Source organism: Streptomyces tatrensis (genome assembly GCF_049310065.1).
Taxonomy (GTDB): Bacteria; Actinomycetota; Actinomycetes; order Streptomycetales; family Streptomycetaceae; genus Streptomyces.
This window is the reverse complement of record NZ_JBMDLB010000011.1, coordinates 1,054,498-1,075,229: the sequence shown is the minus strand read 5'-3', so window position 1 is coordinate 1,075,229 and position 20,732 is coordinate 1,054,498. Positions and strand designations below refer to the sequence as shown.

Below are 20,732 nucleotides of genomic sequence, written 5' to 3'. Positions count from 1 at the left end.
GGCACGTCGGAGGGGCCGCTGGGGAGGGCCTCGACGAGGCGGTGTCCGCTAGCGTGTCCGAAGCACTGCACGTGCAGTGCATATGCGGCGGTCATACCGGCAGCCACGTCCGCAGCCACGTCCACACGGTCAGGGACTTAACCCATGCGCCAGAACCCCGAGCGCCGCGCCGCGCTGCTCGACGCCGCCATCGAAGTCCTCGCCCGCGAGGGCTCGCGGGGGCTGACCCTGCGCGCCGTGGACACGGAGGCCGGGGTGCCGACCGGCACCTCCTCCAACTACTTCGCCCACCGCGCCCAGCTCCTCGTGCAGATCCTGCACCGCACCCGCGAGCGGCTGACCCCCGACCCGGCGGACCTGACGGGCCCGTTCGACACGAAGGTGCTGCTGCGACGGCTCCTGGAGCGCATGCGCCGCGAGCGCAGCGTCCACACCGCGATGCTGGAACTGCGCCTGGAGGCCACCCGGCGGCCCGAACTCCAGGAGGCGCTGGCCGGGTTCCAGGGCGCCGAACTGGAGGCGAACATCGCCTGGCACCTGGACGCGGGGCTGCCCGGGGACCGGCAGGGCGTGGTCCTGATCTACCTGGCCATGCTCGGGCTGATCGTGGACGACCTCACGGTGCCCGGACTGCTGGACCCCCACTCCGTGGAGGGGCTCATCGACACGATGGTCGAGCGCCTCCTCCCGGAGCGCCCCGCCGACTGACTATCGTGCCGGTAGGGCCGGTTCCGGACAGGACCCGGCCACACCGTAAGGACCGGCTCGCATCGCGGGAAACGCGGAGATGGCGGGAGGGGACCGTGGCAATGGCGGACATCACGGGTCAGGATGCGGGCGAGGGCGCCCACGCCCGCGACGGCGGCATCCAGTGGCTGGCGGACTGGAGCGCCTGGTACGTCAGCCTCACCTTCGCCCGGGGCATCGGCCCCGAGGAACTGGCCGCCCGGCTCGGCGCCCTGCCGGACCTGCGTCCCGGGCCGCTCGGCGCCATCGACGCGTGGAGCATGGTCACCGAGACCGTGGACGGCGACGGGGTGGCCCGGGTCGGGAGCTGGGGCGGCTGGTCCTTCGCCGTGGAACACGGAGTGCCCGCCGGGGCGCAGCGCCTCGCGGAGGTCTCCCGCTCCGGGATCGAGGCCGTGCACCTCGACCCGCAGCCCGACCACCCGCCCAAGCAATTCGCGTACGCCCGGGACGGCGAGCTCGTCTGCTGCTTCGGCATCGGCGAGGAGCACTGGCGCGGCGGCCACCGGCCCGACTTCCTCCTGCCGGAGCTGGTCGAGGCCAAGATCCTCACCCCGGACGGCTGCTACGCCCGCCCCGAGGACGAACCGTACGAGGAACGCGACCGCCTCACCCTGGCCGTACTGGAACACCGCTTCGGGCTGTCCCTGCCCCGCCGCCTCGTCGAGGAGACCCCGCTCCCGGCCTTCGTGACCTGCACGCAGTAGGCGCCGCCGCGGTTCAGCCGGCGTGGTCCCGGATCACCCGGCGGGCCAGCACGGCGCGGGCCGGAGCCAGTTCGCCCGCGACCGCCTGGGCCCGGGGGCCGTCGCACACCACCAGCGCGGGCTGCGGATCGGCCGAGGCCAGGCAGCGCCGGCGCAGGTGGGTCGGCGGGTGCGTGTCGTCGACGCTGTGCCCGCGCCGGGCCGAGACCCGGCGCAGCCGCTCGTACTCGCTCTCGGGGACGGAGTCGATCCGCGCGGCCAGCCGCTCCCACAGCCCCTGCTCGGCACCCTCGCCCGTCCTGCGGCCGCGAGGCCCACCGCCGGCCCGGGCCGCCTCCATCGATTCGCGCCGCAGGTGTGCCTCGACGCCGTCGCCGACGAGCAGCCGGTCCAGCAGGGTGACGGCAGCCCCGGTGGAACCGGCACGGGCCGCGCCCGCGTCGGCCAGGTACTCCGCACGCTGCGAAGCCCGCAGGGTCAGGCCGTCGAGCAGGTGGATCAGCCCGTAGACCGCCCAGCGCGGCAGGAACGTCAGGGCGTTCAGGAACCAGTCCACGATGCTGCCGTGGTTCACCGAGCGCAGGACGGCGTGCCACTCGACGAGAGACCGCAGGGCCCCGTGCATCAGGAACGAGGAGCGGATGTCGCCGTTCGCGAAGTGCCCGAGCTCGTGTCCCAGCAGGGCCACGCGTTCCTGAGGCGTGAGGATCTCCCACAGCCCGAGGCCCAGGAACATCACGCGCCGGCCGCGGTACCCGTAGGTGCGGACCCCGGCGTTGACGGAGGCGTCCACCACCACCGCGTGCACCCCCGTCGTCCCGACGGCCGCGCCCACCTCGTCGATCAGCCCGAAGAGTCCGGGGGCGTCCGCCCGGTACAGCACCGCGGGCCCGCTCGGGCTCCGGCCCGGCCGCGGCAGCAGCACCGCCACGGCCACCAGGAGCAGGACGCCGAGCACCGGCTGGATTCCGGTGTGCCACCCGCCGATGATCAGCACGGCCGCGGCCAGGAACAGGCCCGCGGTGACTCCGTGCACCAGCAGGGCGAGCCCGAAGGCCAGCACGGTCGAGGTGTCCCGCGCGGGCGGCCCGGCCCCGTCGCCGGCCCGCCCGATCTCCTGCGCGAGCTGCTCCCCGTGGCGCCGGGCCAGGCTCCGCCGGAACGTCGCGAGGCGCCCCCGGTCCGGATCCGGGGCGCCCGGGTCCACGTTCCAGTCGCAGGCCGCGCACCAGGTCACGTACCGGGCGTCCCCGGTGACCGCGGTCCCGCACTCCGGGCACGGCCGCACCAGCGGTTCACCCGGTTCACCTGGTGTCCTCGGTGTACCCGGTTCCGCGACGTTCTCCTCGACGGTTTCCACGTCCACTGATCCCCTCCCCGCCGCCGACCTGCTGTGATCCGCGGTCCGCGCAGGATAGACGGGCCCGGGCCGGTCTCCGAGGCCGCCCGGGCATGGACGGTTTTGGTCGGGGAGGGTGCGTCTTGTGACACTACGGGGGTGAACGCGACCGAGTTGTTCCACCAGACGCTGCGCGAGCGGATCGCCCCGGCACTGCGCGACGCGGGTTTCACCGGATCGGGGCTGGAGTACCGGCTCCGCGCCGCCGAACCGGACCACGCGCTGCTCGGCTTCCAGCGGAGCGCTTCGTCCGGGGCCGCCGAGTGCAGGTTCACGGTGAACCTGCGCGCGGTCCCGTACGAGGAACACGAGGCGCTGCGACGCCTGCGGCCGGCCCTCGGGACCCGGCTCAGCGCCAACCGCATCGGCCCCGTCGGCTGGCACGCCCGGATCGGACGCCTCCTCGGCCATCCGCACGACCACTGGTGGACCATCACCGACGAGCGCTCCGCCGCCCGCGCCGCGGACGAGGTCACGGACGTGGTCCTGCGCCACGCCGTCCCCGCGCTGTGGGCCGAGGTCACCGACCGGCCCCCGCTGCCGGGTCCCGTGGTGGATGCGGTGCCCGACTGCCTGGACCCGGTGTGCCTGCGGGTGGACAGCGGCCCGTTCCCCGTCGGGACAGGGGAGACCCTCCTGCCGGTGGACGTCGAAGGCACCCTCGTCCTGGAGACGGGCGAACGCCGCAGGGCCTCGCCCTTCCTCACCGTCCACGACGAGCTGACCGACGCGGAGGCCCGCATCGTCATCGACGCACCCTGGAAGCTCGAGCAGCCGCTCTTCGGCTCCGTCCGGGTCGGCATCGCCGCCGACGGGGACGTCCGGGTCTCCGCCAGCCCGGGCAGCATGCTCCCGGGCCATCCGCTGGCGCTCCTCGGTGAACTGGCCCTGTGCCGGATCAACACGGCCGAGGTCACCGGCAACGGCTCCCTGCGGCTCACCTTCGAACAGGGCACCCCGCGCGAGGCCTGCCTCACCGTCTCCGGCGCACCGCACGCGCTGACCGTCGGCGCGCCCTGGCACATCGAGGGCTGGACACCGGGCCGCATCTGACGGCCCGCGCCCGACGGCCCGTGTCCCACGGCCCGGGGCGGGCGGATCAGCCGCCGAGTTGCCGTGCCAGGTGCCGGATCATCGATTCGGTCGCAGGGCTGCGGTCCCCGGTGCGGACGGTCGCGTAGATGTCCCGTACGAGGTGGGCCGGTTCGGCGATGTCGTGGAAGGAGATCTCCGCGCGCCGGTCCGCCGCGCTCTGCGGCACCAGCGCGACCGCGAAGTCGGCGGCGACCAGGGAGAGCAGCATCGGATAGCTGTCGGCGCGGAAGGCGATGTCCGGTTCGAAGCCGGCGGCCCGGCAGATTCCCTCGGTGACCGCCTGGAAGCCGGTGCTGGGCGTGGTCGAGGCCCAGGCGGTACGGGCGAACTCGCCGAGCCTGACCGGCCCGTCGAGCGGCGGCCTGGCGTGCGGGGGCACGGCGAGCATCAGCTTCTCCCGGCGCAGCAGCACCTGCCGCAGACCGCGCAGGTCGGGCTCCGGGAGGTGCGGGTACTGGTGGGTGACCGCCAGGTCCAGGCTGCCCGCCGCCAGCGACGGCAGTGCCAGCTCCGGCTCCAGCTCGGTCAGACTCACGTCGAGCCCCGGATGGGTCCGCCGGAACGCGGCCAGCGCCGGCACCGTGAAGGGCTCCGCGGCGGAGGCGAAGGTGGCGACCCGCAACTGGCCGTCGCGCAGCCCCGCGATATCGCGCAGGGCCTCCTCCGCTGCCTCGATCTCGGCGAGCACGCGGGTGGCGTGGGATACCAGCGTGTGCCCGGCGGCGGTCAGGCGTACGCTCCGACCGGAACGCTCCAGCAGCGCACATGCGGTCTGGCGTTCGAGCGCGGACAGCTGCTGGGAGGCGGCGGAAGCGGTGACGTCGGCGCGCAGGGCGGCACCCGCGATGGTGCCCGTGCGCGCGACGTCCACGAGGAGCTTCAGTTTCCGGGGGTCGAGCATTAGTTGATCTTATGCTCAGGTTTACGCGAGTCCGCTGGTTTTGCGGCCGGTGAGCGACTTTGATGGGTTTGCCAGGCCTCGTACCGGAGCAGGGGGACTACTCATGGGCACCGAACACAGTCCGAAGCGCAGCGCCGACAGCGCCCAAGGCGCCCACAGCGCCGACACCGCAGACCGCGCGGACAGCGGGAGCACCGCCACCACCGCACCCACCCTCATCGGTTCCGTGCAGCGGGCGTGCCGGCTCATGGAAGCGATGTACACGGAGGGCGGGGCGACCGCCAAGCGCCTCGCCCGGCTCACCGGGATCCCGTTGCCGACCGTGTACCACCTGCTGCGCACCCTCAGCCACGAGGGCTACGTACAGCGCGAGGGCGGGGCCTTCCGGCTCTCGGACGATCTGCCGCTCGCATCGTAATGATCAAAATGAGTGGGGTTCCGGCCAAGCTGTCACGTGCCATCGCGCATGTTCCAGCGGAAAATGCCAGAACGCCCTTCCACAGTGTGGAAGTTGAGTAAGTTCCCTTCTGTCGCGCCGTACGACCGTGCACCACGCACGGTCCGGCCGGGAGGGGAGCCCGCGTGCCCGGGATCGACGAATGCCTGCTCGAAGCCATGGCCCTGCCTGGTGCCAGGGGGGCCGCGCTGGTCGACTGGAGCAGCGGACTGGCCCTCGGCACCGCCGGGGAATCACCGGTGGGGGACCACGAGACCACCGCGGCCGAGACCGCCGAACTGGCCCGGGCGGCCGCCGAATACGAGTCCTTCGCCCCGGGCGGTGACGGGGCCGAGGACGCCGCCGGGCCGCCCGTGGAGGACCTGATCGTCACCACCCGGACCGGGTATCACGTGCTCCGCTTCGTCGAGACCAGCTTCGACAGCAGCGTGTTCCTGCACCTGTGGCTCGACCGGACCGACGGCAACCTCGCCCTCGCCCGGCACAGACTCCGGGCCCTGGCCGAGGAGTTGGTGCTCAAGTGACCGCCACGGCTGTGGCCGCCGTCTCCCCGCTGCTCACCCGGCTCGCCGCCGAACGGGCGACCGGCGCCCTGTTCCGCGAGCGCGGCACCCTCTTCCTGGAGGACGGCCGCGTGGTGCACGCGGAGAGTCCGGCCACCCCGGGACTCGACGTCCTGCTCACCACCGGCGGGGGCCTCACCCCCGAGCGCTGGACCGACGCCGTGAACCAGGCCGGAGCCCGCCGCCAGGTCGCCCGCTTCCTCGTCGACAGCGGCGGGCTCGCGGGCGGCGAACTGGAGATATGCCACCTCGCCGCCATCTTCGACGCCGCCTTCTTCGCGCTCTCCCCGGGCAGCGGGCCCTCCCGCTTCCGGCGCGGGGCCACCCACTGGATCGGCTCCGTCCGCTCCGTTCCGGCCGCCGCCGTCGAGCGGGAGACCTGCCGCCGCCGGGAACTGCTCGACGCGGTCTGGCCCTATCCGCTGCTGGACACCTCCCCGGTGGTGCCCCGCCCCGCCGCCCCCGGCCAGACCATCACCGCACGCCAGCGGATCCTGCTGGACCGGGCCGACGGGGTGCGGACCCCGGCGGACCTCGCCTGGGTGCTGGGCCGGCCGGCCTTCCACACCCTGCTCGACGTACGACGCCTCGCGGCGGCCGGGCTGGTCGAGACCCCGCACGCGCCGGCACCCGCCGCCGCCGCGGAGGCACCGCTGCCCGACTGGATGACGCAGGCGCAGTCCCCGGACGTGGCGTTGCTGCGCCGGTTACGCGACGCACTGGAGGCAAGCCTGTGAGGCTCCCGCTGCGAGCCGCCCAGCGCGGCGACCGTTCCGAGCGGCGGCAGTCCGAAAGGAGAAGGTCCGACATGAGTACGGTGCCCGCCGAAGCCGAGGCCGAGATACTCGCGGAGCTCCGACGGCTGCGGGCGCGCGTCCCGCAGCTGGGCGGGGCACTCGCCGCGAGCGTCGACGGCCTGGTCCTGGCCCACGACAGCGCCGCCACCGAGGCGGAATCCGTGGCCGCCCTGACCGCCGCGGCCCTCGGAGTGGCCCAGCGGCTCAGCGACTGTACGGGGCAGGGTGGCTTCCGCGAGCTGCTCGTGCGCGGTGAGGACGGCTACGTCGCCACCTACGCGGCGGGCGACGCGGCCGTACTGACCCTGATCGCCGAGCCGCGCGTCAACGTCGGGCGGCTCCACCTGGAGGCCCGCCGGTCCAGCCTGCGCATAGCGGAGCTGATCGACCACAGCCTCGGCCGCCGCGGCCCGGCCGCCGACCAGGGCTCCTGATCCCCCCGAACTCCCCTCGACCACGTACATCCGTACCGACGGAACCGTACTGACCGAAAGCGCATAAGAAACCGAAGAGAAAGAGGAATTGTCATGGCCAACGTGGAAACATCGCTCAAGGAAGCCACCACCAGTATCGACGGCGTGATCGGCGTCGCCCTGGTCGACTGCAGCAGCGGTATGGCTCTCGGAACCATCGGCGGCGGAAAGGATCTTGACCTCACGGTCGCCGCCGCGGGCAATACCGACGTGGTGCGGGCCAAACTCCGCACGATGGAGATGCTCGGCCTGAAGGACGAGATCGAGGACGTCCTCATCACCCTCGGAAGCCAGTACCACCTGATCCGGCTCCTCAAGGGCCGGGGCTCCGCGGGGCTCTTCCTCTACCTCGCGCTGGACAAGACGCGGGCCAACCTCGCCATGGCCCGCCACCAGCTGAAGAAGATCGAGGCGGAGCTGGAAGTCTGATCCGGTGACGGCGAGGTGGCGGGCGGCTGAATTCATTGCCGCCCGCCCCGGCCGCCTATTGTATATGCCCGAGACGACCGGTTTTCGCCGGTTCGTTACGGAGTAAGGTGCAGTAATCGGCTGATCGTCGCTCATGTCATTAAGCTGGAGAATTCGCCCCCCATGCCTTCGCGCCTGAGTATCGTCGTCCCCGTTTACAACGTCGAGCTCTATCTCGACGAGTGTCTGGAATCCATAGCGGCACAGACATTCGGTGACTTCGAAGTGGTTCTCGTCGACGATGGATCCACCGACGGCAGCGCGGCGATCGCCCAGGCATTCGCCGACCGTGACGACCGCTTCCGGCTGGTCCTCCAGAAGAACGCGGGACTCGGCGCGGCCCGCAACGCGGGCGCCCGCCGGATCAGTCCGGGCACCGAGTACCTGGCCTTCGTCGACAGTGACGACACCATGCCGCCGGACGCCTACCAGCGCATGATCGAAGCCCTGGACGAGACCGGCTCCGACTTCGCGGCCGGCAACGTCAAGCGCTTCCGCTCCGTCGGTATGCAGCAGTCCTGGGGGCACCGCGCCGCCTTCCGCACGACCCGGCTGAAGACCCACATCTCCACGTTCCCGGCGCTGGTCACCGACCGCACCGCGTGGAACAAGGTCTACCGGCGCAGCTTCTGGGACGAGCACGCCTTCCAGTACCCGGAAGGCATCCTCTACGAGGACGCCCCCGTCTCCATTCCGGCGCACTACTTCGCCAAGAGCGTCGACGTCATCGCCGCGTGCGTCTACCACTGGCGCGTCCGGGAAACCGGCGAGCGCTCCATCACCCAGCGCTCCACCGACCCGGTCTCGGTCATCGACCGGGTCGCCTCCGTCCGCCTGGTCCGCGAGGCCCTCCGGAGCAAGCAGGGCGACCACTACGCCCGTTACCTGCGCGACTACGACCGCAACGTGCTGATCGAGGAACTCCCGCTCATCTACAAGCACGTTGCCGAGGCGGGCGCCGAATTCCGTGCCGCCTTCGCCGAGGAGGCCGGCGGCCTCGTCCGGGAGATCGGCACCGGGCCGTGGCCCGACCTGGCGGTCGCGGACCGGCTCAAGGCCTACCTCGCAGGGGAGGGCCGGATCGAGGAGTTCGCCGCCCTCCTCCACCACCAGCGCGACTTCACCTTCAGCGTGCCGGTCAGGGGACTGGCCCGCCCGAAGGCCGCCTACCCCTTCCTCGAGGCACCGGTCCCCGCCGAGGTCCTCACCCTCGGCCCGCACGAACGCCGCGTCGTCAGCCGCGTGGAGGAGGCCCGCTGGGCCGACGGCAAACTGCTGCTGAGCGGCTACGCCCTGCCCGGACACCTGGGCGCCGAGAGCCGCCTGGGCTCGCGCAAGATGCTGGTCCTGCGCGAGAAGGGCAAGGGCCGCCGGACCGTCGTCACCACCCGCACCGTCGCCTCGCCGACGGCCACGGTGAACTCCGCACACCTCGCCCTGCGCCACGCCGACTGGGCCGGCTTCACCGCCGTCATCGATCCCACCGCCTTCCGGACGGGCGGCAAGTGGCGCGAAGGCGTATGGGGCGCCTCCGTCTTCGTCACCGGAGCCGGAGGCCTGTACCGAGACCGCCTCAAAGGCGGCGAGCACGACAGCGGACAGAACCCGCCCGCGCACTGGGTCGCCCCGGACGTGCGGATCGTCCCGAGCACCACCGGGTCCTTCGGCGTCCGGGTCGAGATCGTCCGCGCCCGCGCCCTGGACGTCCGCGCTGCCGGCGACGGAGCCGTCGAGGTGTCGGGCGAGCTCGCCGCCGAGGTCGGGGCCGGCGCCGCCCTGCGGGCGCAGTACGCCTCCACCGGAACCGTGCTCAGCTTCCCGCTGCAGACCGCCCCCGCCGTCACGGGCGGCCGGATCCCCTTCACCGTCCGCCTGCCACTGGCCGATCTGGCCGCCGTCCCGGGGGTTCCGGGCGCCCTGGGCGAGCGGACCGCGAAGCCGTGGAAGCTGTCCGTGACCGGCGCCGACGGCTCCGAGCACCGGCTGGCGCACGACGAGCGCGCCGGGTTCGCCGGACTCGTCGTCGCGCTGCCCGGAGACGAGCCCGGCCGGTCCCTGTTCGCCAAGCGCGATGCCACCGGACACCTCGCCCTCTCGGTCCAGTTCTCCCCGCCGCTGATCGACACCGTCGAAGCCGAGGACGGCTCCCTGACGCTCCGGGGCCGGTTCGCCGCACCCCAGGACGAGCCCTACGAACTGGTCCTGCACACCTCGTCCGGGCTGGAGTTCAGCTACCCGGTCACCCGTGACGGCGACACCTTCACCGCCTCCTTCGAGCCGGTCCTCCCCGAGAGCCGCGCCGGCCGCACCCCGCTGCCGCAGGGCCGCTGGTGGCCCACACTGCGCCCGGCATCCCAGGGCGGGGTCACCGCGGGCCTGGTGGGCGTGGACCGGGGCGCCCCGCTGCAGTTCGCTCCGACCGCGCTGCACTCGGGGCCCCACGCCGTCACGGCCAGGGGCCGCCTGATGCGCGTCGAATGCCGCCTCCACGACCGCGTCGTGCTGGTCGCGGACCCGATCGCCGACCCGCACGACCGCTCGCGCTACGCGCAGCGGATCGCGCGCGACGTGACGTACCCGGCGCAGCGGGCCCTCCCGGTCAAGGACATCGTGGTCTACGACGCCTTCCAGGGGTACGGCGCCGGCGACTCGCCCCGCGCCATCCACGAGGAACTGCTGCGGCGCGACGAGGAGCTCGAACACGTCTGGCTGGTGCGCGACGGCCGCGCCGAGGTCCCGGAGACCGCCCGCGCGGTCCCGTACGACAGCCTCGAATCCTGGGACCTGCTGGCACGGGCCCGGTACTACGTGGTCAACGACAGCGTGCCGCGCACCTTCCGCCGCCGCCCCGGCCAGACCGTCGTACAGACGTGGCACGGTACGCCGCTGAAGCAGATCGGCCACGACTTCATGCACGACTACTACACCAGCCCCGAGGTGCTGGACGCGCTGGCGCACGACAGCGCCCAGTGGTCGCTCCTCGCCTCCCCGGGCTCGTACGCCACGCCGGTCCTGAAGCGGGCGCTCGGCTACGACGGCGAGGTGATCGAGTCCGGCAGCCCGCGCACGGACGCGCTGGTGCGGCCCGATGCGGAGCGGATCGCCGAGGTCCGCCGGAGGCTGGGCCTGCCGGAGGGCAAGAAGGTGGTCCTGTACATGCCCACGTGGCGGGAGAACCGCCTGGGCTGGACGCTCACCTCCGGCTACAAGCTCGACCTGCGGATCGACCTGGACGCGGCCCGCCGCGAGCTCGGCGAGGACCACGTCCTGCTGGTCCGCGGCCACCACAAGGTCACCGAGCAGGTGCGCGACGGCGTCCGCGACGGGTTCGTCGTCGACGTGTCGCGCTGGCCCGACCCCACCGACCTGCTGCTCGTCGCCGACGTGCTGATCTCGGACTACTCCTCCGCGATCTTCGACTTCATGCACACCGACCGGCCGGTCCTGCTCTTCGCGTACGACCTGGAGCACTACCGGGACACGCTCCGCGGCTTCACCTTCGACCTGGAGAAGAAGGCCCCGGGCCCGCTGCTCAAGGACTCGGCGAGCCTGATCGAGGCCGTGCGGAACGCGGACGCGGTGGGCGCGGAGTACGCGCGGGCGCGGGCGGCGTTCCGGGAGGAGTTCTGCGACCTCGACGACGGTCGGGCGGCTCGGCGGATCGTCGATCGCATGCTCGAGATGTAGCCCGCGGGAGTGCATTCGCGACCGGACACGGACCGGCCCCGGCCCCACCGATGAGTTTCGGGGCCGGGGTCGGTCTGTATGTGCGGGACGGGATTTCCCCCCACCCCCCACCCCTGCACACTCCGGAGGCAGTCATGGCGAGCAACCCCTTTACCACGTGTCTGTGGTTCGACGGCGCGGCGGAGGCCGCCGCCGACTACTACCTGTCGGTCTTCAAGGACGGCAAGCGCGGCCGCGTGGGCCGCCGCCCCGAGCACAGTGGCGGTGTGGCGGGCGAGGTCATGGTCGTCGAGTTCGAGATCAACGGCCAGAGGTTCGTCGGGCTCAACGGCGGCCCGCAGTTCCCCTTCACCGAGGCCGTCTCCTTCCAGATCCACTGCGCCGACGAGGCCGAGGCGGACTACTACTACGAGGCCCTGACCGGCGACGGCGGTGCGGAATCCGCCTGCGGCTGGGTCAAGGACAAGTTCGGGCTGTCCTGGCAGGTCATCCCGGCCGGGGCCATCGAGCTGATCTCCGACCCCGACCCGGGGCGGGCCGGCAGGGCGGCGGCCGCGATGATGAAGATGAAGAAGCTCGACGTGGCGGAGATGCGGCGGGCGGCCGACGCGGGCTGAGACGGGCGAGACGGGCTGAGACGGGCGAGACGGGCTGAGACGGGCCGGCGCCGCTCGGCCCGCGTCGGCCCGGCCGGCTAGAGGAACGCCCCGTCCGCGGCGATCCGCGTCAACAGGGCGGGCAGCGCCGTCCCGATGGGCTCGCGGATCACCTCGTCGGCGAGGGAGTCGTACGGGGTCTCCTGCGCGTTCACGACGATCAGGCGGGCCCCGGCCTCCGCGGCCATCCCGGCCAGCGAGGCCGCGGGCTGCACCTGGAGCGTCGAGCCCACGGCCACGAAGACGTGGCAGCCCTTGGCGACCGCGACGGCCTGCGCGAGCACCTCGGGATCCAGCCGCTCCCCGAACATCACGGTCGCCGCCTTCAGGATCCCGCCGCACCCGAGGCAGGCCGGATCCGGTTCCCCGGCGGCGACCCGGGCCAGCGCCTCGTCCATCCCGGTACGGGCATGACACGCCGTGCACACCACGGCCCGCGCCGTGCCGTGCAGTTCGAACACCTTGCGCGCGGAGGTCCCGGCGAGCTGGTGCAGACCGTCCACGTTCTGGGTGATCACCCGCAGCGGGATCCCGGCGCGCTCGAGCTCGGCGACGGCGAGGTGCGCGGCGTTCGGCCGCGGCTCCGGGGCCCCGATCTCGGCGCGCATCAGCCAGGACCGGCGCCGGATCTCCGGATCGGCCATGTAGTACGCGTAGGTCACGAGCTTCTCGGCGTCGGCCTCCCGGCGCCACAGCCCCTGCGGCCCCCGATAGTCGGGAATCCCCGAATCGGTGGACATCCCGGCCCCACTGAACACTGCGACGAGCGGCTTTCCCATGCGCCGACTCTAGGCAGCCCGGACGGCGTTCTCCACGGGGTTTCGGAGGGGCCGCCTAGCGCGCGGACGCCGGGTCCGCGTCCGGGTCCGCGTCCAGCAGTTCCGGGGAGAGGCCGGTGCCTCCGGGGCGCGGCCGTGCGCGGGCATCCGTAGGGTGACGGCATGCCGACCACAGTCCTGTACTGCTCCGATCCGCTGAACGAGCGCCGGGCCGACGCCCACTTCGCCGAGGAGGCGCGTGCGGTGCGCGCCGCCGGAGGCGGCACCGGGCTCGTCGACCACGACGCGCTGCTCGCCGGGGACGCCGGCCGGGCCGTTGCGCGGGTGCCCGCCGGGGCGGGCGCGCTCTGGTACCGGGGCTGGATGATCCCGGCAGCCCGGTACGCCGACCTCGACGCGGCCCTGCGCGAGCGCGGATGCGCCCTCCGCGTCACCCCGGACGCGTACCGTCGCGCCCATGAACTCCCCGGCTGGTACGAGGCGTTCGCCGGGCTGACCCCGCCCAGCCGGTGGCTGGCCACACTCCCGGGGCAGACCCCGGAACCGGACCGGCTCGCGGACGCCGCCGCGGCCCTCCCCTCCCGCGCCGGCATCGTCAAGGACTACGTGAAATCCCGTAAGCACCAGTGGGCCGAGGCCTGTCACCTCCCCGACCTCGCGGACCGGGCCGCCGTCCACCGCGTGGTGAACCGCTTCGTGGAACTCCAGGGCGAGGACCTGGCCGGAGGGGTGGTGCTGCGCGCCTTCGAACGGTTCACGGCGGCCGAGGGCGTGGCCACCGAGGTACGGGTCTGGTGGCGGGACGCCGAGCCCCGGCTGGTCACCGCCCACCCCGACAGTCCGTACGCCGAGGCCGCGGCGCCGGACCTCGGACCGGTACGGGCCGCCGTCGCGGAACTCGGCTGCCCCTTCGTCACCACGGACCTCGCGCTGCGCGAGGACGGGGCCTGGCGCGTCGTGGAGGTGGGCGACGGGCAGGTGAGCGATCTGCACCGGGAGGCCGATCGCGAGGCGTTCGTCCGCCTCCTGACGGACGGTTGAGGCCTGGTGCCGGGCGCACGGGCCGCAGGGGCGGATCTGGTACAACATCGGACATGACGGGATTGACTGGATTCGAGATCAACGGCGCGAGCGCAGCCGACATGGCGCTGCTCCGCGACTGGGCCGACGAAGAGGGCTGGAACCCCGGGGACTCCGACCGGTTCGCGTTCGCCGTCGCCGATCCGGGCGGATTCCTCGTCGGGCGGCTCCGCGGGGAGCCCGTCGCCTGCATCTCGGCCGTCCGGTACGGCGACGGCTTCGGTTTCATCGGCTTCTACATCGCCCGCCCCGACGTCCGCGGTCAGGGCTACGGGATCCGGCTCTGGAAGGCCGGCATGGAGCGGCTCCACGGGCGGCTCGTCGGGCTGGACGGGGTGGTCGAGCAGCAGGACAACTACCGCAAGTCCGGCTTCCGGTCGGCCTGGAACAACGTCCGCCACGAGGGGGTGCCGCGTCCGGCCGGGGAACCCCCGCAGGAGGCGGCGGCCGGGGTGCGGATCGTGGACGCGGCCACCCTGCCCTTCGGGCAACTCGCCTCCTACGACCGGAGGTTCTTCCCCGCGCCGCGCGACGCCTTCCTCGCCGCCTGGGTCGGCCTGCCCGGCCGCACCGCCCTCGCGGCGGTCCGGGACGGCCGGGTCGAGGGGCTCGGCGTCGTCCGGCCGGGCAGCGGCGCCTCGCGGATCGGCCCGCTCTACGCCGCCGACCCGGCCGTCGCCGCCGCCCTGCTGCTCCGGCTCGCGGAGCGGACCCCCGACGGCAAGGTCGCCGTGGACGTACCGGACGCCCATCCGAGGGCCGCCGCCCTGCTGGGCGGACTGGGCCTGACCGCGACCTTCGAGACCGCCCGGATGTACACCGGCCAGGAGCCGGACCTCGATCTGACCGGGATGTACGGGGTCACGAGCCTGGAGCTGGGCTGATCCCGGGTCCTGCCCGGCTCAGATGCTGAAGACCGTGCCGGTGCTGTTCCACAGGGCGCACGGGTTCGCGTAGGTGTACGAGTAGCTCATCCGGCGGCCCTGCCACACGCCTTCGGCGGTGACGGTCAGCGGGCTCCACTCCCGGGTACACGCCGCGTCGGGGCGCGGCTCGGCGAGTGCGTCCAGGTCGGGGGCGTGGGCCTGTAACTCGGCGCACGCGGCGTCCGGGTCCGGGTGGGTTCCGCCGGGCCGGGGTGCGCAGACCAGCGTGACCGCGCGCAGCACCGTACCGCCGGCCGCCTCGTCGCCGTCGCCGTCGGTGACGCTCAGCACCAGCGCGGACGGGGCGTAGAGGCTTTCACCGCCGGTGGGCGCGGCTCCGGCGATGCCCGAGCCCGTCAGGGCGGTGAGGGCGGTGAGCCCCATGGCGGCGGACGACAGTCCCAGGGTCCTGGTGACGGATCGCATGTCGAACACTCCTCGCGTCGTTGCGTCGGATAACGGACGCGAGTCTTGCCCATGCGGAACCGGAACGCCCGTTCGCACCTCTACTTCTCGTCACGCAACGCGCACGCATGACCGCAGACCGCAGCGGTCCCGGGGTGGCTGACCTGTGGGGGAGCGGTCGGCGGAATCGGCCCGAACCCGTCCGGATCAGCTCGCGGCGAGGCGGGGGGCGTACGTGTCGAGGAGGCGGGTCCGGGTCTGGTGCAGCCGCAGCGCGAGCACCCGCCCGACCCAGTGGCCGAGGGCGGATCCGAAGGCCGGATCGGCGTCCATGAGCATCCGTACGGTCGTGGCGTCGAACTCGTACGCGCGGACCGGGGTCATGGCCTCGGCGCCCAGCTGCCACACGTACGGCGGGAACAGCCACGACCAGCCGACCAGCTCTCCGGGGCCCAGGCTCTCGATGGGTGTGGGCCGGCGGCCCGGAACCGGAATCTCCAGGGTCACCGTGCCGGAGCGCACGATCCAGAAGGAGTCCGCCCGGGTGCCCTCGTCGAAGATCCGCGCGCCGTCGCGGAAATTGACCTCGTGGGCGTGCGACATCAGCCGCCCACGGTGTTCGGTCGACAGGACGGCAGCGATCCGGATGGGGGAAGGTGTGCTCACGACGGCCTCCGATCGGGACCCCCCGCTCCCCCCAGTGTCGCCGACGCCGGGCCGAATCCGGGGCGTCCGTCTCCGGAGAATTGTCCGATTTTCGGCGGCGCAAACCCCGCGGACCGGAAGCACGGCCCGGAAGCGCGGCCCGGCTACTCCTCGGCGCCGGCCTCCAGGCAGGCCAGCTCCATGGCGTCGAGGACGGCCTCGTGGCTGCGTCCGCTCAGTTCGGAGACGTTCTCGATCTGTGCCGTCGCCCAGGCCGCCAGGGTCATCACCAGAACGCGGAGCCCGTCGGTCCCGTACTCCGCGAGGATCTCGTCGGCGGCGTCCATCGCCTTCTCGGGTACCTGCTCCGGGGGTTCGAGCCCGGCCAGACCGCGGAGCAGGGTCAAGGTGCGGCGGGAGATCTCGGGGGTCATCCTCGCCAGCCGCGTGTCTTCTTCTTCGCTCATCCCGCTCCGCCCCTCCGGTCCCGCGCTCGCGCCCGCGTACTTTCCCGGGCGTGCGCTCCTGCCCGTGCCTGTGCCGTCCCCCAGGGCACCGTAGAGGGACGCGGGGCCGGGTGGGGCGGCAATCGGGAGAACGGGCCCGGCGTCCCACGTTCCGGACGGACGGACGGACGGTCGGGCGTGCGGACGGACGGTCGGGCGGACGCCTCTCAGGCCCGGCGCGCGCCCGGGCCGGCGAGCCGCTCGGTGAGGGCGGGCAGGCCCGGGCCCGACAGGAGGGGCAGGGCCGCCGTGTCCCGGCCGGTGACCAGGAGGAGGAGCGCCGAGACCGGGCCCTCGACCGTGCTGGCGGCGGTGGCGGTGGCGGTGGTGGTGTCACCGGTGCCGGCCGTCCAGTCGCAGTCCGTGGCCTTGAGCCGGAAGCCGGCCAGCCGGCGCCGGGCGTGGAACGGGAACCCCATCGACCAGGCCCGCTGGGCCGCGGTCGCGGCCGCCCCGGCCGGCATCGTCCGGGGCCGGCCCAGCGGGACGGCGATGTCCTGCCCGTGCACCAGGATGTCGATCAGCGGCTCCAGGTGGGTCACCCCGGGCGCCTTGCGGCGGGATCCGGCCATGGCGCGCAGCCTGGGGGCGAACTCGGCGGCCGGGTGCGCGGCCTCCCGTACGGCCGTGTCGTGGATCATGCGGTCGAAACCGCCCCGGGCGCGGACCACGGCGACGAGGGCCGGGAAGACTCCCAGGTGGGCGAGGGTGAGGTGGGCGGCGACCTCGCGCACCCGCCATCCCGCGCACAGGGACGGGGTCTCCCACTCCGAGGGGCTGAGGTCGTCGAGCAGGTCGGCCAGGGAGAGCCGCTCGCTGTCGATGGTCCGCCAAACGTCGTCGGGGTTCATCCGGGCTGTTCCGGTCATGTCGATCGACCTCACCTGGTATCAGTCAGTCTCTCTGACTAATATTGGTCAGAGAGACTGACCGAGTCAAGGGTGGTGCGAGATGGCCGGGGCCGAAGAGGAACTCAACCTGGGGCTGCTGTGCTTCATCGCGTACCGGGCGATGGAGACGGGCGTCTTCGAGGCCCTGGCGCAGGCCGGATACGCGGACTTCACCGTGGCCCAGGGCCGGGTCTTCGCCCGCATCGGACCGGACGGCACCCGGCTCACGGACCTCGCCGACCAGGCCCGGATCACCAAGCAGACCGCCGGTTTCCTCGTCGACCAGCTGGAGCGGGCCGGCTACGTCCACCGCACCCCCGACCCGACCGACGCCCGTGCCCGGCTCGTCCGCATCGCGCCCCGGGGCGCGGCCGCCGTGGCCGTCGCGCGGGAGGCGGAGGCCCGGGTCGAGGGGGAGTGGTCCCGCCATCTCGGCGCCGAGGACACCCGACTGCTCCGCAGCGCCCTCACCCGGCTCCGGGAGGTCGCCGACCCCTATCGGTGACCGGGTCCGGACCCGCAGGTGGGGGCGGGTGCCGCGTTTTTGGCATCCGATGGGTCAAGTGCGGTGAACGGAACCGGGATTCCCCCTAGGGTGCCCGTGGTCATGGCTGTGGACATCCGTACGATGGTTTCCGGCCATTCCGTGTGCCGCATTCCGTACCCTGCATTCCGATTTCGTTCTCGTTTCAGTTTCCGAACTGGGGGGTTCATGCGTAGATCCAGAGGGCTGGCCACAGCTCTCGCCCTGGCGCTGGCCGGCAGTTGCACGGCCATGGGCCTCGGCCTCGTCGAAGAGGCCGCGGCCATCACCCCGCCGGTGGCCTTCACCGCCGACGAGCTGCCCACCTGGCAGGCCAACGGCGTCGTCTGGGCCCTGGCCGAGGCGGGCGACCAGGTCTTTGTCGGCGGCACCTTCTCCGAGGTGCGCCCGCCGGACGGCGCCGCAGGGACCGAGCAAGAGGCGGTGAACTTCGCGACGCTCGACGCCGCGACGGGCGCCCCGACCTCCTGCAAGCTGTCCTTCACCGTGGGCTCCGGCACCGCCACCGTCCGCGCGCTCACCCTCTCGCCGGACAAGGCGACCCTGTACGCGGGCGGCTACTTCGGCGCCGTCAACGGCACCGCGGTCTCCAGCCTCGCCGCCATCGACGTGGCGACCTGCACCGTGAAGACCGGCTTCCGGCCCGCCTTCGCGGCCACCGTCCGGGCCCTCGCCGTCTCCGGCGACACCGTGTACGCGGGCGGCGACTTCCTCACCGTCGCGGGCCAGGCGCGCGAGCGGTTCGCCGCCGTCGACGCGGCCGACGGCACGCTGAAGCCCTTCACCGCGAACGCCGACGAGCCGGGCCGGGCCGTGGAGCTCACCCCCGACGGCGAACACGTGGTCCTCGGCGGCGACTTCTTCACCGTGGGCGGTACGAACAGCCACGCCCTCGCCGTCGTCGACGCGACGACCGGCGCCGTCACCAAGGCCTACCCGGGCTTCGTCGAGACCAACTCGGTGGTCAAGGACATCGCCACCGACGCGACCGGCTTCTACACCGCCAACGAGGGAACGGGCGGTGGCGTCTTCGACGGCCGGATCGCCCTGAACCTGAGCGACTTCGGCCAGCGCTGGCGCGACACCTGCCTCGGGGCGACCCAGGCCGTGCTCCCGTACCAGGACGTGCTCTACAGCGCCTCGCACGCGCACGACTGCTCCAGCATCGGCGAGTTCCCGGACGGCCAGCGCCACCACCTGCTCGCCCAGCCGACCACCGCGACCGGCAAGCTGGGCTGGGCTCCCGACACCAACGACGGCATCGGCGAGGGCATCGGCCCGCGCGTGATGGCGGTCGGCTCCAAGGGCGGCGTCCAGTACCTCTGGGTGGGCGGCGAGTTCACCACCGTCAACGGCTCGGCGCAGCAGAGCCTGACGCGCTTCGCCTCGACCGGGGACACGGGTGCGCCGAGCGTCCCGGTGGCGAGCGCCGTGAGCTTCAAGCCCGGTGAGGTCCAGGTGCGCTGGCGCACCAGCCTCGACCTGGACGACGGCACGCTCACGTACAAGGTCTACCGCAACGGCGCGGCCACGCCGATCGCCACGGTCGAGGCGGACTCGCTGTTCTTCCGCCGCCCGCAGACCTCCTGGATCGACACCACCGTCACCGCCGGGCAGTCCTACACCTACCGGGTGACCGCCACCGACGCGGCCGGCAACGCCGGCGCCCTGTCGGCCACGGCGAGCGTGACGGCGGCGAACTCGCCCGACGCGTACCCGAGCGCGGTCCGCACGGACGGCGCCCAGCTGTTCTGGCGCTACGACGAGTCGGCCCTGCCCTTCGTCGCGGACTCCTCGGACGGCGGCAACCAGAGCGGTGTGCACCTGAACGCCCCCGCCCTGCGCCAGACGCCCGGTGCGGTCACGGGCGCGAGCACGGCCATCGGCTTCGACGGCACGGACACCCAGGTGTACGGCGACCGCCGCCAGAACGTCGGCTCCACATACAGCATCGAGACCTGGTTCAAGACGAACACCACCAGGGGCGGCAAGCTCGTCGGGTTCGGCAACAACCAGGCCCGCGGCAGCAGTCAGTACGACAAGCACGTCTACATGACCAATGACGGCCGGCTCGTCTACGGCGTCTACAGCGGCGGGACCCACACCGTCACGACCGCGGCCGCGTACAACGACAACCAGTGGCACCACGTCGTCGCGACCCAGGGCCCGGGCGGCATGGTCCTGTACGTGGACGGAGTCCAGAAGGGCACGCTGGGCTTCACCGCGCACGAGAACTTCGCGGGCTACTGGCACGTCGGCGGCGACAGCCTCGGCGGCTGGCCGAACCGTCCGACCAGCGAGTACTGGGCGGGCCGGCTGGACGAGACCGCCGTCTACCCGACGGTCCTGAGCGCGGCCCAGGTGCAGAACCACCACACCCTGGCCTCCGCCCCGGCCGACTCGGTCGTCGAGGTCCAGGCCGCGGAGGACACGTACGCCAACGCGGGCGCCCCGAGCACCAATTACGGGACGTCCGGCTCGCTCGCGGTGCGCGGAACCTCGTTCTACGCGAGCTACCTGCGGTTCAACCTGCCCGCCGCTCCCGCCGGCACGGTGCTCAAGGCGGCAACGCTGAGCGTCAAGACCAGCACCATGGCTGGCGCCGGCACGACGGACACGGTGTCCGTGCTCCCGATCACCGGCTCCTGGACGGAGGCCGGGACCACGTACGCCAACCGCCCGGCACTCGGCGGCCCGGCGCTCGGCAGCTTCGCGGGCGTCCCGGAGGGCTCGGCCGTCCAGACGACCGGCCTGGACAAGACGGCTGTCGCGGGGGCGCTCGGCAGCGCGTACGGCCTGGCGCTGAGCAGCGCCGGAACGGACGCGCTGTGGCTTTGGTCCTCGGAGGCCGCGGCCAACGAGGGCTCGCCGAAGCTGACGCTCACCTTCGGCGCGCCGTAGCGGAAGCGGGTCCTGCGTGCGGCGGCCGGGTGGTTCCCACGCCCGGCCGCCGTGGTGGACGTGCTCCAGGATCTGCTGGAGCAGGGCGGTGACGTGCGCGTCGTGG

At 72.9% G+C, this 20,732-nt stretch carries 20 protein-coding genes and 1 pseudogene; 14 read left to right on the top strand and 7 right to left on the bottom strand.

The features are described 5' to 3' along the window. Nucleotides 1–144: 144 nt before the first annotated feature. Both ACODT5_RS20455 and ACODT5_RS20450 read left to right on the top strand, forming a co-directional pair. Nucleotides 145–708: a TetR/AcrR family transcriptional regulator gene (locus ACODT5_RS20455; protein ID WP_422520759.1), complete on the top strand. Its 564-nt coding sequence runs from the start codon at nucleotides 145–147 to the stop codon at nucleotides 706–708. 101 nt (nucleotides 709–809) lie between these two features. Beyond that, the gene (locus ACODT5_RS20450) at nucleotides 810–1,454 is read left to right on the top strand and encodes a DUF6461 domain-containing protein (protein ID WP_422520758.1); all 645 of its coding nucleotides are present in this window, start codon (nucleotides 810–812) and stop codon (nucleotides 1,452–1,454) included. A 13-nt stretch (nucleotides 1,455–1,467) separates the two neighbouring features. On the opposite strand, the gene ACODT5_RS20445 is transcribed toward ACODT5_RS20450, so the two are convergent. Then, a complete protein-coding gene (locus ACODT5_RS20445; RefSeq protein ID WP_422520757.1) occupies nucleotides 1,468–2,820 on the bottom strand; it encodes a M48 family metallopeptidase in 1,353 nt (450 codons plus the stop codon). 132 nt (nucleotides 2,821–2,952) lie between these two features. Here ACODT5_RS20445 and ACODT5_RS20440 point away from each other — a divergent pair, with 132 nt between their 5' ends. Then, the gene (locus ACODT5_RS20440) at nucleotides 2,953–3,906 is read left to right on the top strand and encodes a DUF4304 domain-containing protein (RefSeq protein WP_422520756.1); all 954 of its coding nucleotides are present in this window, start codon (nucleotides 2,953–2,955) and stop codon (nucleotides 3,904–3,906) included. Nucleotides 3,907–3,952: 46 nt separating this feature from the next. Here the strand turns inward: ACODT5_RS20440 and ACODT5_RS20435 are convergent, their stop codons facing one another. Next, the gene (locus ACODT5_RS20435; RefSeq protein ID WP_422520755.1) at nucleotides 3,953–4,849 is read right to left on the bottom strand and encodes a LysR family transcriptional regulator; all 897 of its coding nucleotides are present in this window, start codon (nucleotides 4,847–4,849) and stop codon (nucleotides 3,953–3,955) included. Between the two features lie 103 nt (nucleotides 4,850–4,952). Between ACODT5_RS20435 and ACODT5_RS20430 the strand changes: the two are divergent. From ACODT5_RS20430 to ACODT5_RS20400, 7 genes and pseudogenes are all read left to right on the top strand, one after another. Next, nucleotides 4,953–5,240 (top strand): annotated as a pseudogene (locus ACODT5_RS20430) (helix-turn-helix domain-containing protein); the annotation flags it as partial. 191 nt (nucleotides 5,241–5,431) lie between these two features. Then, entirely contained in the window at nucleotides 5,432–5,830 is a 399-nt protein-coding gene (locus ACODT5_RS20425) for a roadblock/LC7 domain-containing protein (RefSeq protein ID WP_422520754.1), read from the top strand. After that, nucleotides 5,827–6,606, top strand: coding sequence for a transcriptional regulator (locus tag ACODT5_RS20420; RefSeq protein WP_422520753.1), 780 nt, complete (start codon nucleotides 5,827–5,829; stop codon nucleotides 6,604–6,606). Before ACODT5_RS20425 ends, ACODT5_RS20420 begins: the two co-directional genes overlap by 4 nt. 71 nt (nucleotides 6,607–6,677) lie before the next feature. Further along, nucleotides 6,678–7,100, top strand: coding sequence for a roadblock/LC7 domain-containing protein (locus ACODT5_RS20415; protein ID WP_422520752.1), 423 nt, complete (start codon nucleotides 6,678–6,680; stop codon nucleotides 7,098–7,100). Nucleotides 7,101–7,193: 93 nt separating this feature from the next. Further along, the gene (locus ACODT5_RS20410) at nucleotides 7,194–7,568 is read left to right on the top strand and encodes a hypothetical protein (RefSeq protein WP_422520751.1); all 375 of its coding nucleotides are present in this window, start codon (nucleotides 7,194–7,196) and stop codon (nucleotides 7,566–7,568) included. 162 nt (nucleotides 7,569–7,730) lie between these two features. Continuing rightward, nucleotides 7,731–11,294 (top strand): bifunctional glycosyltransferase/CDP-glycerol:glycerophosphate glycerophosphotransferase, encoded by a 3,564-nt coding sequence (locus tag ACODT5_RS20405; protein ID WP_422520750.1) that lies wholly within the window; start codon nucleotides 7,731–7,733, stop codon nucleotides 11,292–11,294. A gap of 134 nt (nucleotides 11,295–11,428) precedes the next feature. Further along, nucleotides 11,429–11,911: a VOC family protein gene (locus tag ACODT5_RS20400; protein ID WP_422520749.1), complete on the top strand. Its 483-nt coding sequence runs from the start codon at nucleotides 11,429–11,431 to the stop codon at nucleotides 11,909–11,911. A 77-nt stretch (nucleotides 11,912–11,988) separates the two neighbouring features. Here the strand turns inward: ACODT5_RS20400 and ACODT5_RS20395 are convergent, their stop codons facing one another. Then, nucleotides 11,989–12,729, bottom strand: a complete 741-nt coding sequence (locus ACODT5_RS20395; RefSeq protein WP_422520748.1) for an SIR2 family NAD-dependent protein deacylase — start codon at nucleotides 12,727–12,729, stop codon at nucleotides 11,989–11,991. Between the two features lie 162 nt (nucleotides 12,730–12,891). On the opposite strand from ACODT5_RS20395, the gene ACODT5_RS20390 reads away from it, so the two are divergent. Together ACODT5_RS20390 and ACODT5_RS20385 are read left to right on the top strand one after the other, a co-directional pair. Further along, complete coding sequence (locus tag ACODT5_RS20390; RefSeq protein WP_422520747.1) at nucleotides 12,892–13,770, top strand: ATP-grasp domain-containing protein; 879 nt, start codon at nucleotides 12,892–12,894, stop codon at nucleotides 13,768–13,770. Between the two features lie 62 nt (nucleotides 13,771–13,832). Further along, a complete protein-coding gene (locus ACODT5_RS20385; RefSeq protein ID WP_422524978.1) occupies nucleotides 13,833–14,693 on the top strand; it encodes a GNAT family N-acetyltransferase in 861 nt (286 codons plus the stop codon). Between the two features lie 18 nt (nucleotides 14,694–14,711). Here ACODT5_RS20385 and ACODT5_RS20380 read toward each other — a convergent pair whose 3' ends face one another. The 4 genes from ACODT5_RS20380 to ACODT5_RS20365 all read right to left on the bottom strand — a co-directional run bounded on the left by ACODT5_RS20380 (nucleotide 14,712) and on the right by ACODT5_RS20365 (nucleotide 17,160). Further along, nucleotides 14,712–15,161: a subtilase-type protease inhibitor gene (locus ACODT5_RS20380; protein ID WP_422520746.1), complete on the bottom strand. Its 450-nt coding sequence runs from the start codon at nucleotides 15,159–15,161 to the stop codon at nucleotides 14,712–14,714. A gap of 186 nt (nucleotides 15,162–15,347) precedes the next feature. Beyond that, complete coding sequence (locus ACODT5_RS20375) at nucleotides 15,348–15,806, bottom strand: cyclic nucleotide-binding domain-containing protein (protein ID WP_422520745.1); 459 nt, start codon at nucleotides 15,804–15,806, stop codon at nucleotides 15,348–15,350. A 143-nt stretch (nucleotides 15,807–15,949) separates the two neighbouring features. After that, nucleotides 15,950–16,252, bottom strand: a complete 303-nt coding sequence (locus ACODT5_RS20370) for a hypothetical protein (protein WP_422520744.1) — start codon at nucleotides 16,250–16,252, stop codon at nucleotides 15,950–15,952. A 206-nt stretch (nucleotides 16,253–16,458) separates the two neighbouring features. After that, a complete protein-coding gene (locus ACODT5_RS20365) occupies nucleotides 16,459–17,160 on the bottom strand; it encodes a maleylpyruvate isomerase family mycothiol-dependent enzyme (protein ID WP_422520743.1) in 702 nt (233 codons plus the stop codon). A gap of 82 nt (nucleotides 17,161–17,242) precedes the next feature. Here ACODT5_RS20365 and ACODT5_RS20360 point away from each other — a divergent pair, with 82 nt between their 5' ends. Further along, complete coding sequence (locus tag ACODT5_RS20360) at nucleotides 17,243–17,686, top strand: MarR family winged helix-turn-helix transcriptional regulator (RefSeq protein WP_422520742.1); 444 nt, start codon at nucleotides 17,243–17,245, stop codon at nucleotides 17,684–17,686. A gap of 207 nt (nucleotides 17,687–17,893) precedes the next feature. Further along, nucleotides 17,894–20,626 (top strand): DNRLRE domain-containing protein, encoded by a 2,733-nt coding sequence (locus ACODT5_RS20355; RefSeq protein ID WP_422520741.1) that lies wholly within the window; start codon nucleotides 17,894–17,896, stop codon nucleotides 20,624–20,626. The last annotated feature ends 106 nt before the right edge of the window (nucleotides 20,627–20,732 follow it).

Excerpts from the sequence above, each read along its gene's own strand:
- ACODT5_RS20455 (WP_422520759.1), top strand. The coding sequence starts at position 145 with ATGCGCCAGAACCCCGAGCGCCGCGCCGCGCTGCTCGACGCCGCCATC.
- ACODT5_RS20450 (WP_422520758.1), top strand. The coding sequence starts at position 810 with ATGGCGGACATCACGGGTCAGGATGCGGGCGAGGGCGCCCACGCCCGC.
- ACODT5_RS20435 (WP_422520755.1), bottom strand. The coding sequence starts at position 4,849 with ATGCTCGACCCCCGGAAACTGAAGCTCCTCGTGGACGTCGCGCGCACG.
- ACODT5_RS20415 (WP_422520752.1), top strand. The coding sequence starts at position 6,678 with ATGAGTACGGTGCCCGCCGAAGCCGAGGCCGAGATACTCGCGGAGCTC.
- ACODT5_RS20410 (WP_422520751.1), top strand. The coding sequence starts at position 7,194 with ATGGCCAACGTGGAAACATCGCTCAAGGAAGCCACCACCAGTATCGAC.
- ACODT5_RS20405 (WP_422520750.1), top strand. The coding sequence starts at position 7,731 with ATGCCTTCGCGCCTGAGTATCGTCGTCCCCGTTTACAACGTCGAGCTC.
- ACODT5_RS20400 (WP_422520749.1), top strand. The coding sequence starts at position 11,429 with ATGGCGAGCAACCCCTTTACCACGTGTCTGTGGTTCGACGGCGCGGCG.
- ACODT5_RS20395 (WP_422520748.1), bottom strand. The coding sequence starts at position 12,729 with ATGGGAAAGCCGCTCGTCGCAGTGTTCAGTGGGGCCGGGATGTCCACC.
- ACODT5_RS20390 (WP_422520747.1), top strand. The coding sequence starts at position 12,892 with ATGCCGACCACAGTCCTGTACTGCTCCGATCCGCTGAACGAGCGCCGG.
- ACODT5_RS20380 (WP_422520746.1), bottom strand. The coding sequence starts at position 15,161 with ATGCGATCCGTCACCAGGACCCTGGGACTGTCGTCCGCCGCCATGGGG.
- ACODT5_RS20370 (WP_422520744.1), bottom strand. The coding sequence starts at position 16,252 with ATGAGCGAAGAAGAAGACACGCGGCTGGCGAGGATGACCCCCGAGATC.
- ACODT5_RS20365 (WP_422520743.1), bottom strand. The coding sequence starts at position 17,160 with ATGACCGGAACAGCCCGGATGAACCCCGACGACGTTTGGCGGACCATC.
- ACODT5_RS20360 (WP_422520742.1), top strand. The coding sequence starts at position 17,243 with ATGGCCGGGGCCGAAGAGGAACTCAACCTGGGGCTGCTGTGCTTCATC.
- ACODT5_RS20355 (WP_422520741.1), top strand. The coding sequence starts at position 17,894 with ATGCGTAGATCCAGAGGGCTGGCCACAGCTCTCGCCCTGGCGCTGGCC.